This window comes from Ilumatobacter sp., assembly GCF_046290335.1.
In the GTDB taxonomy this organism is placed as follows: Bacteria; Actinomycetota; Acidimicrobiia; order Acidimicrobiales; family Ilumatobacteraceae; genus Ilumatobacter_A.
Window position 1 is genome coordinate 131443 of sequence record NZ_JBKAGH010000004.1, and the last position, 12857, is coordinate 144299.

Annotated in this window: 15 protein-coding genes; 2 read left to right on the forward strand and 13 right to left on the reverse strand. The window is 68.5% G+C overall.

The genetic code is table 11. The annotated features are described in order from the left end of the window. Position 1 precedes the first annotated feature (1 nt). Positions 2-985, reverse strand: coding sequence for a Rieske 2Fe-2S domain-containing protein (locus tag ACE37B_RS16660; protein ID WP_409924459.1), 984 nt, complete (start codon positions 983-985; stop codon positions 2-4). A gap of 90 nt (positions 986-1075) precedes the next feature. Continuing rightward, positions 1076-1783, reverse strand: a complete 708-nt coding sequence (locus ACE37B_RS16665) for a hypothetical protein (RefSeq protein WP_409924460.1) — start codon at positions 1781-1783, stop codon at positions 1076-1078. A gap of 91 nt (positions 1784-1874) precedes the next feature. Between ACE37B_RS16665 and ACE37B_RS16670 the strand changes: the two genes are divergently transcribed. Continuing rightward, a complete protein-coding gene (locus ACE37B_RS16670; RefSeq protein ID WP_409924461.1) occupies positions 1875-3254 on the forward strand; it encodes an amidohydrolase family protein in 1380 nt (459 codons plus the stop codon). On the opposite strand, the gene ACE37B_RS16675 is transcribed toward ACE37B_RS16670, so the two are convergent. The 9 genes from ACE37B_RS16675 to ACE37B_RS16715 form a co-directional block, all read right to left on the reverse strand. Then, complete coding sequence (locus tag ACE37B_RS16675) at positions 3245-3967, reverse strand: urease accessory protein UreD (RefSeq protein WP_409924462.1); 723 nt, start codon at positions 3965-3967, stop codon at positions 3245-3247. The genes ACE37B_RS16670 and ACE37B_RS16675 overlap by 10 nt on opposite strands. Before the next feature lie 4 nt (positions 3968-3971). Next, positions 3972-4664, reverse strand: coding sequence for an urease accessory protein UreG (gene ureG, locus ACE37B_RS16680; protein ID WP_409924463.1), 693 nt, complete (start codon positions 4662-4664; stop codon positions 3972-3974). Between the two features lie 12 nt (positions 4665-4676). Next, the gene (locus ACE37B_RS16685; RefSeq protein WP_409924464.1) at positions 4677-5360 is read right to left on the reverse strand and encodes an urease accessory protein UreF; all 684 of its coding nucleotides are present in this window, start codon (positions 5358-5360) and stop codon (positions 4677-4679) included. Positions 5361-5373: 13 nt separating this feature from the next. Continuing rightward, positions 5374-7083, reverse strand: coding sequence for an urease subunit alpha (locus ACE37B_RS16690; protein WP_409924465.1), 1710 nt, complete (start codon positions 7081-7083; stop codon positions 5374-5376). After that, positions 7080-7406, reverse strand: a complete 327-nt coding sequence (locus tag ACE37B_RS16695; RefSeq protein WP_409924466.1) for an urease subunit beta — start codon at positions 7404-7406, stop codon at positions 7080-7082. The genes ACE37B_RS16690 and ACE37B_RS16695 overlap by 4 nt, the downstream gene beginning before the upstream one ends. Beyond that, positions 7403-7714 carry an urease subunit gamma gene (locus tag ACE37B_RS16700; protein ID WP_409924467.1) on the reverse strand — a complete coding sequence of 104 codons (312 nt, stop codon included), beginning with the start codon at positions 7712-7714 and terminating at the stop codon, positions 7403-7405. The genes ACE37B_RS16695 and ACE37B_RS16700 overlap by 4 nt, the downstream gene beginning before the upstream one ends. 15 nt (positions 7715-7729) lie before the next feature. Then, a complete protein-coding gene (locus tag ACE37B_RS16705) occupies positions 7730-8776 on the reverse strand; it encodes an acetamidase/formamidase family protein (protein ID WP_409924468.1) in 1047 nt (348 codons plus the stop codon). A gap of 83 nt (positions 8777-8859) precedes the next feature. After that, on the reverse strand, positions 8860-9801 hold the full coding sequence (locus ACE37B_RS16710; RefSeq protein WP_409924469.1) for an isopenicillin N synthase family dioxygenase: 942 nt from the start codon (positions 9799-9801) through the stop codon (positions 8860-8862). A 51-nt stretch (positions 9802-9852) separates the two neighbouring features. Beyond that, positions 9853-11196, reverse strand: coding sequence for a DUF222 domain-containing protein (locus ACE37B_RS16715; protein WP_409924470.1), 1344 nt, complete (start codon positions 11194-11196; stop codon positions 9853-9855). 112 nt (positions 11197-11308) lie between these two features. On the opposite strand from ACE37B_RS16715, the gene ACE37B_RS16720 reads away from it, so the two are divergent. Beyond that, positions 11309-11662 carry a helix-turn-helix domain-containing protein gene (locus ACE37B_RS16720; RefSeq protein WP_409924471.1) on the forward strand — a complete coding sequence of 118 codons (354 nt, stop codon included), beginning with the start codon at positions 11309-11311 and terminating at the stop codon, positions 11660-11662. On the opposite strand, the gene ACE37B_RS16725 is transcribed toward ACE37B_RS16720, so the two are convergent. Then, the gene (locus ACE37B_RS16725; protein WP_409924472.1) at positions 11618-12247 is read right to left on the reverse strand and encodes a ClpP family protease; all 630 of its coding nucleotides are present in this window, start codon (positions 12245-12247) and stop codon (positions 11618-11620) included. The two genes, ACE37B_RS16720 and ACE37B_RS16725, sit on opposite strands and share 45 nt — an antisense overlap. Beyond that, positions 12244-12846, reverse strand: coding sequence for a ClpP family protease (locus ACE37B_RS16730; RefSeq protein WP_409924473.1), 603 nt, complete (start codon positions 12844-12846; stop codon positions 12244-12246). The genes ACE37B_RS16725 and ACE37B_RS16730 overlap by 4 nt, the downstream gene beginning before the upstream one ends. Between the last annotated feature and the right edge of the window lie 11 nt (positions 12847-12857).

Here is a 12857-nt window from a genome sequence, read left to right on the forward strand (position 1 = left end):
GTCACACCAGGCTGAGCATCGCCGCGAACTGGCGGCGCCACTCGACCGACGGCTTGTCGGACTGCACGCTCACCGTCGCCTTCTGATCGAGCGGGAGCACACCGGGGATGCGTTCGAGCATCGCCTTGTCCTCTGCGCCGATCGCCCGGTCGAAGGAGATGATGTCCTCGGCGGGGACCGAGAAGTCGTCGTTGCGCCACACCACGAACGTGAAGTACGAGGTGACGTCGTCGATCGGCGTCGAACACAGCAAGATGAGGTGGTCGAGGCCGGTTTCGTAGTGGATCGTGCTGCGCACCGTGAAGGGCAGGTGGAAGCTGGTGGTCATCCGACGGGTGATGACGTCGCCGTCGAGGCCCGATGCGACCGCACCCGCCTCGTTGCGCACGTCGACCTCGTACTCGTAGCCGAAGTAGCCGTCGTCGAGCGGGCCGAGATCGAGTTTCGGGACGTCCTGGTTCTCCTGGATGCCGAACGTGCCGATGTGCACGTACGGGAAATGAGAGATGTCGAGGAAGTTGTCGGTCATCCGGGTGGCCGACACGGTCCAGGTGTCGACACCGGTGTTGATGCGCCGGTAGGCCGGGTCGTCGTCGGCCGCCATCGCCGGGATGGTGCCCTGCGGTTCGTCCAGGCACACCCAGACCAGGCCGTAGCGTTCCGCCACGTGCACGGTGGTGAGGTGGCTGGTCGGCGGGACCGGTCGGCCAGCACCGGATGACGGGACCTCGACACAGCGTCCGGCGTCGCCGAAGCGCCAGCCGTGGTAGGGACACACGATGCACCCGTCGTCGACGGTGCCACCGCTGAGTGGGGCCTCGCGATGCGGGCAGCGGTCGGGCGCCGCCACGACCGCACCGTCGGCGCTGCGCCACAGCACCAACGATTCCCCGAGCAAGCGCACCGCCACCGGCGCGCCAGCGACGTCGTTGGACTCCGCGACGACATACCACTGATGGCGGAGTGCATCCTGTTCGATCAACATGAGGCTGGTGGTCCCTTCAGGTGGTCTGATGGTCTTACCATAGCCCCTTCACCGAATCTCAGGCCCGGTCACCGTCACGATTCGGCGGGATCAGCCGTCCGAGAGATCGCCCAACTCAGCAGAGGCCAAGGATTGTGGTTCCGGCTCGATGCAGTAGATGTCATACGGCGGAGGAATGTCGAACCGCTCAGCCAACTTGTCGGCATCGGTCACGTCGTACAACTCGATGCGATACACGTCCATGATGCTGCCGCTCGGGAGCACCTGCGGTCGGATCCCGCCCGACCATGGCAGAGGTGGATCCCAGGTGCTTCGATCCGACAGCTGCCGTGACGCAGCGTCCATCTCAACAGCACTGAAACGGGTGGGCTCGAACCGCACCTGAACGAACTCGACGAACTCCGCACCCACCTTCCGCGCGATCAACGCCTCGATCTCCGCCTCCAGATCCGCATCCTCACCGGTCAACCCCACCACGATCTCCATCACGTTGTCGCCCAACGGCCGATTCCCCACCACGGCGAACGCCGGATTCGACCCGTACCGCTCCCCGATCTCCCACAACGCCTCGGAGTACCGCCCTGCGAACTCAGAGGACGGCCAGTCGACATTGGCGGGCCGACCGATATCACTCCCTCGCGACAGATCCATCGGAGCACAGAACGGAATCGACGACAACGTCACCTCAACCTCCCCCGACGACTCGCCCGACGCACGCTCACCATCGCTCCCACACCCCACCACCACGAGCACCCCAACCAACCCGACCACCATCCACCGACCGGGCAGGACCGTCATCGTTGTAACGTACACCCGCAGTCGAGGCCCCGCCGCTCGGCTCGGCGCAGGACGATACGACGGCCCGGCGTTCGTTACCCACAACCGTCTCATGCACACTCCCTCGCCCGACTCGCACGCCGAACTGATCGTCGTCGCTGGCACGGTGCTGACACTCGTGCCCGGCGTCGCACCGATCGATGGGGCGACGGGGATCGCCGTGGGCGGTGACCGGATCGTCGAGATCGGGCCACTCGACGACGTCCGGTCGCGTCACCCCGGCACCGCCGAGATCGGCAGCACCGAGCACCTCGCGATCCCTGGGCTGATCAACGCGCATCAGCACCTGACCGGCGACCGGTTGATCCGCTCGATGATCCCCGACGACCTCGAATCGGGCCGAGCGATCTTCGAGTGGGCCGTGCCAGCGCACGCTGCGCACACCGGTGACGACGACCAGCTCTCCGCCACGCTCTCGCTCGTCGAAGCGGTGTGCAACGGCATCACGTTCACCGTCGAGGCCGGCACGGTCGCGCATCCCGATCGTGTGCTCGCCGGCTTCGACGCGGTCGGCGCGTCCGGGACGCTCGGCAGTTGGGGATGGGACGTCGCGGGTGAGCCGTGGGCGGGCACGGTCGACGAGGTGCTCGACCGGCAGCGCCACGTGCTCGACCTCACCGCCGACCATCCACTCATCGACGGCTGGGTCACCCTGGTCGGCCACGACCTGATGAGCGACGAACTGGTCGTCGCGGCGAGCGATCTGGCGCGATCCAGCCAGACCGGCATGACGTTCCACCTCGCCCCGACCGACAGCGACCCGATCAGCTATCTCGCCCGAACCGGCAAGCGACCGGCGGTCCACCTCGACGACATCGGAGCACTCGGCCCGCACGTCCTGCTCGGCCACGGCGTCCACCTCGACGACGCAGAACTCGATCGACTCCTCGCCGCCGACGTCGCGATCGCGTACTGCCCGTGGGCGTATCTGCGCCTCGGCCAGGGAGTGACCCGGGCCGGTCGCCACGTCGAGTTCATCCGACGCGGCGGACGCGTCGCGCTCGGCTGCGACGCCGAGAACGCCGGCGACGCGATCGACATCCTCGGCGTCGCTGCCCTGGCCGCCGGACTCGCCAAGGACATGTCGGGCGACCCGACCGTCTTCGGCGCACACCACGCACTGCATCACGCCACCCTGGGCGCCGCGCAGGCGATCGGCATGGGCGACGAGATCGGGTCGCTCGAGGTCGGCAAGCGTGCCGACGTCGTGTTGATCGACACCAGCGGACCCGAATGGGTGCCCCGCTCCCCCGATCCGGTCCTGCAACTGATCTGGGCCAGCGACGGCCGCAGCGTCAGCGACGTCGTCGTCTCCGGACGCGTGATCGTCCGCAACGGCGAGCCGACCCTCGTCGATCGCCGCGCGCTCGCGGCCGAAGCGGCCGAACGCCACCATCGCCTCGTCGCCGCCGCCCGCCTCGGTCAGCGCTGAGCGCCAGCCAGTTCGGGGGCGACCGTATCGAGCGCTCGGATCGCGGCCGGGCGATCGGGGGCCACCACCAAGACGACGGCGGCGTCGGCGGCGACCGGCAACCAGGCGGCCCGGCACGCACCGTCGGCGGCGACTCGCGAGTCGCTCGCGTCGACGCCGACGAGGACGCACGACACGACGTGTCGACCGGCACCGACCGACACGACGCTGCCGGCGCCGAGGACGTCGGGGCCGAACGACTCGGCGTGACGGACCAGCGTGACGCCCGCGCGGACCACGCGGAACGAGAGGCGGAGACGACCCGACGGCTCCCCCGACCGTCCGAGGGAGACCTCCTCGACGATCCGACACGTCGCATCAGCCGCGAGGTCGATGGTCGTGTCGACCGAGTGGTCGGATCCGGCGATCGACACCGCCGGCTCCGGTCGCCAATCGAGATGACCGCCCGCCCCGACGGTCAGCCGAGATCGTTGCGTGGACGCAGCACCGGTCGGATCCGGGTGGATCATCACCGCGGCGACCGATCCGATGTCGGCTCGCGCCCCGGCTTCGACGACGACGTCGAGTTCGAGTTCGTCACCACCGAGCGGACCGGCCGCCGACGCCGCCAACAGGATCCGATCGGCACACTTGCGAACGCTGAACGGCGGCTCCGAACGGGCGACGCGCAACACGTCGGGCGCGCCCACCACGATCTCCCCGCGGCCTCGCATCGCGTCAGCCGAGCGACGCCACGCGAGCAGCGATCTGCTCGCGGATCCAGCCGGCGACCGCGCTCGCTCCCTCGGGCTCGACCAGCGAGGTCGGCAGGACCGGCCCGCCGCTGCGACGCTCCCCCGCCTCGCGCAGCATGCGCTCGACGTCGGCTCGGACGTAGGGCGCGAGGTCGACCTTGTTGATCACCAACAGATCGGCCATCGCGACGCCGGGCCCGCCCTTGCGCGGGACGTCGTCACCACCGGCGGTGTCGAGCACGAAGATCTGCACGTCGACGAGCCCACGGCTGAAGATCGCCGTCAGGTTGTCGCCACCCGACTCGATCAGGCTGAGATCGACGTCGCCGTGTCGGGCTTCGAGCTCCTCCACCGCGTCGAGGTTCGCCGCGATGTCATCGCGGATCGCGGTGTGGGGGCAACAGCCGGTCTCGACCGCGACGATGCGCTCGGTCGGCAACACGTTCGCAGCCCGCAACGCGTCGGCGTCCTCGGACGTGAAGATGTCGTTCGTCACGACGACCATCGAGATCTCGTCGCGCAGCAGCCGGCACAACGAGCCGACCAGGGTGGTCTTGCCGCTCCCGACCGGGCCGCCGATACCGACGCGCAGCGTGCGCCGGGTCGGGGCCGAACCACCCGACGGACGGCCGTGTGCGTTGTCGAAGGGCGGGGCGGACACGTCGTGCGGGGGCATCGGGATCTCCTGTCAGGCAACGAACAAGCGGGCGTTCCAGCGCCCATGGTCTTCGGCGAGGATCTCGGTCAACGAGCCGCCGTCGGCAGGCAACGACGCGGCTGGCAGGGTCGCCCACCCCTCGGCGTCGGAACGCAATTCGTCGGCGACCACCCCGGCCCGGGCCTGCATCGCAGCGACGGCCAGCGGATCGAGGCCGAGCAAACGCACCCCGGCGGTGGTCACGGCGGCCGCGAGATGGTGCATCGCGATCGCCGCTGCGTCGGCGGGCGAACCACCCGCGGCCGCGACGAGCGCGCCGAGCACGATCGGTTGATGCGCACCCCCCGGCACGGCGTCGAGCGCGCCGACGAGTGGATGGCTCCAGATGGGTCGACCGACACGAGCGAGCTGCCGGCCGAAGCGACGGCTCACGGTACGCAAGTGCGGCGACAGGACACGTGCCTCGTACTCGGCGTCGGCGTGGACGACGAGGGTTCGCTGCGCAGCGGTCGACTCGCTCGCGAGGCCCACGACGTGGGCGGCGAACGCCGCCTCGGTCACGCCCGTCGTGGCGAGACGGCCGTACAGGTAGCGCTCCAGGGTCGCTTCGTCGACGACGTCACCGGCCTGGATGGCCGCTTCGACACCCGCCGAGTTCGTGTGTCCGCCCGCCGGAAACCGACCGTCGACGAGCAGGAGCAGCGCCGCGTTCATCCCAACCGGCTCATCAGTAGAGGAAGTAGCGCTGCGCCATCGGCAGCGACTCGGCGGGCTGTTCGGTGATCAGTTCGCCGTCGATGTGCACGGCGAAGGTGTCGGCGTCGATGGCGATGTCGGGGGTGGCGTCGTTGAGCACCATGTCGACCTTGCCGACCGATCGGGTGTCGGCGATCGGCACCAGCGAGCGCCGCACGTTCAGCCGATCGGCGAGCCCGTCGTCGATCGCCGCCTGCGACACCCAACTCACCGACAGGCCCGGCGCGACACCGGGGGCAGCTCCGAACATCGGCCGGGGAAGCTGCGGCTGCGGCGTCGGGATCGACGCGTTGGCATCACCCATCTGCGCCCACGCGATCATGCCGCCCTTCACCACGACGTGGGGCCTGACCCCGAAGAACGCCGGGTCGTACAGTACGAGGTCGGCGAGCTTGCCGACCTCGACGGAGCCGACCTCGCGCTGCAGGCCGTGCGCGATCGCCGGGCAGATCGTGTACTTGGCGACGTAGCGGCGAGCCCGCAGGTTGTCGGATCCGGCGTCGTCACCCTCGAGGGTGCCGCGTCGGGCCTTCATCACGTGCGCGGTCTGCCACGTCCGCAGCACGACCTCGCCGATGCGCCCCATCGCCTGCGAGTCGGAGCCGATCATCGAGATCGCTCCCATGTCGTGGAGGATGTCTTCGGCGGCGATGGTCGACGGACGGATCCGACTCTCGGCGAACGCCAGATCCTCGGGCACCGCGGCGTTCAGGTGATGGCACACCATCAACATGTCGAGGTGCTCGGCGACGGTGTTCACCGTGTGCGGCCGGGTCGGGTTGGTCGACGACGGCAACACGTTGGCGTGCGACGCGACCGTCATGATGTCGGGCGCGTGCCCGCCGCCGGCACCCTCGGTGTGGAACGTGTGGATCGAACGTCCGGCGATCGCGGCGAGGGTGCTGTCGACGTAGCCGGCTTCGTTGAGGGTGTCGGTGTGGATGGCGACCTGCACGCCCGACGCGTCGGCCACGGTGAGGCAGGCGTCGATCACCGCCGGCGTGGTGCCCCAGTCTTCGTGCAGCTTGAACGCCGCCGCGCCGGCACGCAACTGCTCCCACATCGCCTCGTGGCTGACCGTGTTGCCCTTGCCCATGAGCGCGACGTTGATCGGCCAGTGGTCGAGTGCTTCGTGCATCCGCTCCAGGTACCAGGTGCCCGACACGGTGGTGGCCTTCGTGCCTTCGGCGGGGCCGGTGCCACCGCCGATGATCGTCGTGATGCCCGACGTGAGCGCCTCGTCGAGCAGTGTCGGCGAGATGAGGTGCACGTGGCTGTCGATGGCTCCCGCGGTCAGGATCTTGCCGTTGCCGGCGAGGATCTCGGTCGACGGTCCGATCACGAGCGCCGGGTGGATGCCGTCGGTCGTCTCCGGGTTGCCGGCCTTGCCGATCCCGACGATGCGGCCGTCACGGATGCCGACGTCGGCCTTGACGACGCCCCAGTGGTCGAGGATGACCGCACCGGTGATGACCAGGTCGGGTGCGCCCTCGGCGCGGGTGCGGATGGACTGTCCCATCGATTCGCGGATGACCTTGCCACCGCCGAACACGGCCTCGTCGCCGCCCACACAGTGGTCCTCGGTGACGCGGATCCAGATGTCGGTGTCGGCGAGGCGGATTCGGTCGCCGGCGGTCGGCCCGTAGAGCGCTCGGTATCGGCTGCGGTCGATGAAGCTCATGCGTCTGCTGCTGTCTCGTCGAGGGGGCCGGCGACGGCACCGCGGAGTCCGGCGATGATGCGTTGACCGGCGAAGGGCACCAGGTCGACGTCGGCGACGATGCCCGGTTCGAAGCGGATGGCCGTCCCGGCGGGCACGTCGAGGCGCAGACCGTGCGCGGCGTCTCGGTCGAACGACAAGGCCGGGTTGGATTCGGCGAAGTGGTAGTGCGAGCCGACCTGGATCGGCCGATCGCCGGTGTTCTCCACGCGCAGCGTCGTGACCGGACGACCGGCGTTGATCTCGACCGGGTCGTCGGGTCCGGCGATCTGACCGGGGATCATGCCGGCCAGCCGATCGGGTCGTGCAGGGTGACGAGCTTCGTGCCGTCCGGGAACGTCGCTTCGACCTGGACGTCGTGGATCATCTCGGCGATGCCCTCCATCACGTCGTCGCGCGTCAGCACGTGGCGCCCGGCTTCCATCAAGTCGACGACGGTCCGTCCGTCGCGGGCGGCCTCGAGGACCCAGTCGGTGAGGATCGCAACCGCTTCGGGGTGGTTGAGCTTCAGCCCTCGCGCCTGTCGGGCCCGGGCGACATCGGCGGCCACGTGGATCAGGAGGCGTTCCTGCTCGTGCGGTGAAAGATGCATGCGTCGGACCGTACGTCAGCCGAGGAGGGCGTGCGCCACTCCGGCGTGGCAGCCGACGGTGCCGTCGACGACCTGGGTGATCCCGAGGTCGATCGCCACCGACGCGAGCGAGTACGCCTCGTCCATCGTGAACCCTCCCCGATCGACCATCAGCTGGAGCATCTGTTCGGCGGCCATGGCCATCGCCTCGTCGAGCCCCGCGCCGAAGCCGTGGGTGTACCAGTGCGTGTCGGTGCGCAGGAGTGGCGCCGTCGTCGACACGTCGTCGGCCACCGACAGGCGCAGGGTGACGTCGAGCGACGCTTCGATCGCCGTGCCGCAGATCTCGCCGTCACCTTGGGCGAAGTGCGGGTCCCCGACGTAGAAGCCCGCTCCTTCGTGGAAGACCGGGTAGTGCACGGTCGCGCCGGGCCCGAAACGCCAGTTGTCGACGTTGCCGCCGAACACGCCCGGCGGGATGCTGCTGATCCGGCCCCCTTCCGGCGCGACGCCCATCACGCCGAGGTGCGGGCGCACCGGCACCTCCACCGATCGACCGAACGGCTGGCGTTCGGCGGGGTTCGGTTCGGAGATGATGCCGGGCTGGTCGTACAACTCGAGGGCGGTGAAGTCGAAGCCGAACATCGGGCGAGCCAGCGCCGGGAACTCACCGCCGGTCGCCGTGGCACCGGCGTCGTCGATCAACTCGTAGATCGTGATGCGCTCCTTGCCGAAGCGCTCGTGGAACAAGCCCCAGTTGGCCGCGCAGTTCGAGCCGTACGGGAGCCGGGGCCGCATCGAGAGCAGTTCGACGCGCAGCGTGTCACCGGGCATCGCGCCGCGCACCTCGATCGGCCCGGTCATGATGTGGACGCCGGGTGCACGCAGCGACGGGTCGATGCCGTCCCAGATCGCCCGCACCCCGTCGTCCATCAACAGGTCGGGCGCGTCGCCGGAATGGTGACTGACCGCCTCGATCGTGATGGTCTGCCCCGAGTCGACGCTCAGCACTGGTGCCTGCGTGGCATCGAGATATCCCCAGTAGCAGGTGTCCGGCGTCGCAGTCAGTCGAAGATCGCTCATAATGGTCTGACCATAAGACCATCCTGTGAACGGAAGATTTCCACTGCGTCACAGCTCGGTCATCGCGGGTCAGTCATCGCGAGTCAGTCGTCGTCCGCCATCATCGATCGGGATTTCGCAGCGATCCACTCTCCGGCGCGAACACCGCGCACATCGGTGAAGAAGTCCGGGTGGACGAAGAACGGAATCGACACGCGGTCACGATCCGCTCGACCTTCGGGAACCAGCACGCGATGCACCGTCGAGGTCCAGCGGCCCTCGCTCCACATGGCCAACAGGTCGCCGATGTTGACCACCAGACCACCCTCGACGGCAGGGACGTCGAACCACTCGTCCCCGTTGCGAATCTGCAGGCCGGGTTCGGACTCGGCGAACAGCAGCGTGATCGTGCCGTAGTCGCTGTGCGCCCCACGACGCAGTTGCCCTGGCGGCGGCGTGATGTCGACCGCCGGGTAGTAGTTGACGAGCATCATCGACGAGTTCGCGAACTCGTTGCGCGACACGTAGGTCTCGGGAGCGGCACCGAGCGCCTGAGCGAGCAGTCGAAGCAGTTCGGCCGCCAACGCATCCATCGCCTCGAAGTACCTCCGGAACACGCTGCGCAGTTCGACCGGTTCATCGGGCCACAGGTTCGGGTGGCACATGGCGGCCGCGTCCGGGTTGCCGTCGACGTCGGGTTCGTCGTCGTAGCGGCCGATGTTGAACGACTCCGACAAGTCGGGCAACGACTCGTCGCCGAGCGTCTGGGCCAACGCCGTGGCGCTCATCCCCTGGTAGCCGCGATACGACATCGGCGTCGTCAGTTCGAGCTTGCGTTCGACCGGCAGGGCGAAGAACGCTCGAGCCACGCGCACCGCGTCGTCGATCAGCGCGTCCGGGATGCCGTGTCCGGTGATCACGAAGAATCCGCTTCCCTGCGCGGCGGCGTCGAGTTCGAGCGCGCACCGTCGGCGGGCGTGTTCGTCGCCGGCCAGCGCCTCGGCGAGATCGATGACCGGAACGATCGTGTCGTCGAGGGTTGCCATGGCAAGACCGTAGCAAACTGGTCTGACCATCAGTCCAGAGCAGCGGGCGGGTCAGGCGATATTGGGAAGGCGGAGCCGAAAGACCGGGAACGACTCCACCAACACATCGGGCAAGGGCCTGACGCCGGCGGGAATCATGTCGGTGCCGTCGGGTCTGGTGTGCACGATCGTCGCCAGGTCGGTCACCCTCGCGGTGTAGCGCTTCGCGGACTTGAACCGGTTGTGGCGTCGACACGTCGGCGCCGCGTTGTCGAGATCGGTCGGACCGTGATCACGCTCCCACTCCTCGAGATGATCGATGTCGCACAACTCTGCGGGAACGAAGCAGCCCGACCACGAGCAACTCGCCGGCAGCAACGCCGCCGCCTCGCGCGCCGCGCCGGTGAACAACCGTTGCGTTCGACCCAGATTCACCACCCGGCCACGCCGATCGAGCAGCACCCGACGGATCCGCCCGGTCAACGCCGCGGTGATCGCCATCGAGGGCGGGATCACCGTGCCCGTCGAGGTCTCGCACCGCTGTTCGGCCAACGGCAGTGGTGCGCTCACCGCATCGACGTCGAACAACCCGTGTTCGGCCAGCGCCGCTTCGAACCGATCCTGCGAGATCACCACATTGACCATCACGGCGGCCAACGCCGACGACGCCACACCACCGACCCGCGCCACGACCGCGTCACGAAAGATCGCCGCCAACGCATCGAAGCGACGCTGTTCCGCCGTCCGGGCGAACAACGACACCGGACAACTCGGGCCGTGCTCGCGACGCGCCGCACGGGCATCGTCGTCGAACTCGGCCTGCACGTAGCGCTGGAAGATCGCGACCATCTCCGCTGCCACGATCGGGTCGCCGCCCGACGCTGCGATGTCGATCGAGCCGCCCAACTCGACCACGTGCGCTCGCCGGCCCGCCACCGAGGCGTCGATGTCGTCGAAGGCCCCGTCGGGGTCGACGTTGCTCTCCCACCGGCGCACGCAGGTCTGCAGCGCCTCGACGTCCATGTGTTCGGCCACGGTCACCAACGTGTCCGCGACCTCACCCAACCGATCACCACCACGACGCTTCGCGAACGCCCGTGCCAGCACCTCGACCTGCGACACACCGAAACGACCGGAGGCGAATGCATCGGCGATCTGCTCGATCTGATTCAACAGACGCGACACCTGACGCACCCGCACCGCCGACGCCTTCGAACAATTCGTGTTGGCGACCAACCACCCCATCGTCGACGCGTGACCGTCCACCGCCGCAGCGCCGACGGCGTCGGCAACGGCGACCAACGCCGCCTTCTCCACCGCCAGACGCCGCTCCGCCAGCTCGACCTCACGCAACCGCGCCGTGATCTCGTCAGGCGACAACTCCATCACCTGCTCGACCACCGACGAGAATTTCATCAACACATAATAGCGAACATACGTTCGTATTACAAGACTCCTGCGAGGTTTTGTCTCGCTCCGCTCGTGGCGGGAACTCCGGCCGGACGCCGCACCGGCTACGTTCGCGGTCGTGGCGAACGACGACGAACGTGCAGCCGACGTGCTGGCGTTTCCCTCCAACGGTCGGCGCAACGACACCGAACCCGGCCCGGGGCGCTCCGACCCTCGGCTGCGGACACTGATCGGCGACGTGCTCCGCGAGGAACGCCAGGCACAGGGGCGCACGCTCGCCGACGTGGCGGAGCGCGCAGCGGTGTCACTCCCGTACCTCTCAGAGATCGAACGCGGTCGCAAGGAGGTCTCGAGCGATCTGCTCGCCGCCGTCACCGAGGCGCTCGACCTCCCGCTCGATCGGGTGCTCGAACGCAGCCTCGATCGCCTACGGACGCAGCGCGGCTCGGGCATCCAGCTCCGGGCCGCCTGACGGATCCGGCACGCTGTCGGCGATGCCGTAGTCGACGGCCGCCTGCCCGGTCAGCACGAGCGCACGATCGGTGTCGTGTCGGATCTGTTCGGTCGCCTTGCCGGTGCAGCGGGCCACGATCGCCTCCGCTTCGGACCGCACGCGCGCCAACTCCGACGCCTCGACCGCCAAGTCGCTGATCGCTCCCCGCCGCACGTCGGTGTGCGGCTGGTGGAGGAGGACCCGAGCGTGCGGAAGGACCGCCCGCTTGCCGGGGGCTCCCGCCGCGAGGAGCACCGCGGACGCGGACACCGCGTGGCCGACGCACATGGTCGCCACGTCGGGCGCCACGAACTGCATCGTGTCGTAGATCGCCATCATCGCCGTGAACGAACCACCCGGCGAGTTGATGTAGAGGTGGATGTCCGCATTCGACTTCTCGGCCGCCAGATGCAACAACTGCGCGACGACCACGTTCGCGACGCCGTCGTCGATCGGGGTCCCGAGGAACACGATCCGCTCACCGAGGAGACGGCTGTAGATGTCGGTGACTCGCTCCCCGCGTGCGGTGGCTTCGATGACCGAGGGAATCGTGTAGCTGCTCACAGGGCCACCCCGAGTCCGACCGGGCGACGACGGAGTGTCGGACGGATCTCGTCGAGCGAGGTGACCACCCGATCGACGAAGCCGTACTCGAGGGCCTCGCGCGCGTCGAACCAGCGATCTCGTCCGACGTCATCGACCACCGTGTCGATCGACCGTCCGGTGTGGTGAGCGATGATCGCTCGCATTCGATCGAGCGTCGCAGACAGGTGTGCCGCTTGGATCTCGACATCCGCCGCCGAGCCGCCGAGGCCGGCCGACCCCTCGTGCATCAACACCTGCGCATTCGACAGCGCACAGCGTTTGCCGGCGGTGCCGCCACACAGGATGATCTGCCCCATGCTCGCCGCCATGCCGACGGCGACCGTGCCGACGTCGTTGGGGACGAGTTGCATCACGTCGTAGATCGCCAACCCGGCGAGCACCGAGCCGCCGGGCGAGTTGACGAACAGCGAGATGTCGGACTCGGGATCGTCCGTCGACAGGACGAGCAGTTGCGACACGATCCGGTTCGCCAGTTCGTCGGTCACTTCGTCGCCGAGCACCACGATGCGATGCTCGAGCAGCCGCTCGTCGAGGCGGCCATCCAGGAGAGAGGTCATCGAGCGAGCTT

Excerpts from the sequence above, each read along its gene's own strand:
- ACE37B_RS16660 (WP_409924459.1), bottom strand. The coding sequence starts at position 985 with ATGTTGATCGAACAGGATGCACTCCGCCATCAGTGGTATGTCGTCGCG.
- ACE37B_RS16665 (WP_409924460.1), bottom strand. The coding sequence starts at position 1,783 with ATGACGGTCCTGCCCGGTCGGTGGATGGTGGTCGGGTTGGTTGGGGTG.
- ACE37B_RS16670 (WP_409924461.1), top strand. The coding sequence starts at position 1,875 with ATGCACACTCCCTCGCCCGACTCGCACGCCGAACTGATCGTCGTCGCT.
- ACE37B_RS16675 (WP_409924462.1), bottom strand. The coding sequence starts at position 3,967 with ATGCGAGGCCGCGGGGAGATCGTGGTGGGCGCGCCCGACGTGTTGCGC.
- ureG (WP_409924463.1), bottom strand. The coding sequence starts at position 4,664 with ATGCCCCCGCACGACGTGTCCGCCCCGCCCTTCGACAACGCACACGGC.
- ACE37B_RS16685 (WP_409924464.1), bottom strand. The coding sequence starts at position 5,360 with ATGAACGCGGCGCTGCTCCTGCTCGTCGACGGTCGGTTTCCGGCGGGC.
- ACE37B_RS16690 (WP_409924465.1), bottom strand. The coding sequence starts at position 7,083 with ATGAGCTTCATCGACCGCAGCCGATACCGAGCGCTCTACGGGCCGACC.
- ACE37B_RS16695 (WP_409924466.1), bottom strand. The coding sequence starts at position 7,406 with ATGATCCCCGGTCAGATCGCCGGACCCGACGACCCGGTCGAGATCAAC.
- ACE37B_RS16700 (WP_409924467.1), bottom strand. The coding sequence starts at position 7,714 with ATGCATCTTTCACCGCACGAGCAGGAACGCCTCCTGATCCACGTGGCC.
- ACE37B_RS16705 (WP_409924468.1), bottom strand. The coding sequence starts at position 8,776 with ATGAGCGATCTTCGACTGACTGCGACGCCGGACACCTGCTACTGGGGA.
- ACE37B_RS16710 (WP_409924469.1), bottom strand. The coding sequence starts at position 9,801 with ATGGCAACCCTCGACGACACGATCGTTCCGGTCATCGATCTCGCCGAG.
- ACE37B_RS16715 (WP_409924470.1), bottom strand. The coding sequence starts at position 11,196 with ATGAAATTCTCGTCGGTGGTCGAGCAGGTGATGGAGTTGTCGCCTGAC.
- ACE37B_RS16730 (WP_409924473.1), bottom strand. The coding sequence starts at position 12,846 with ATGACCTCTCTCCTGGATGGCCGCCTCGACGAGCGGCTGCTCGAGCAT.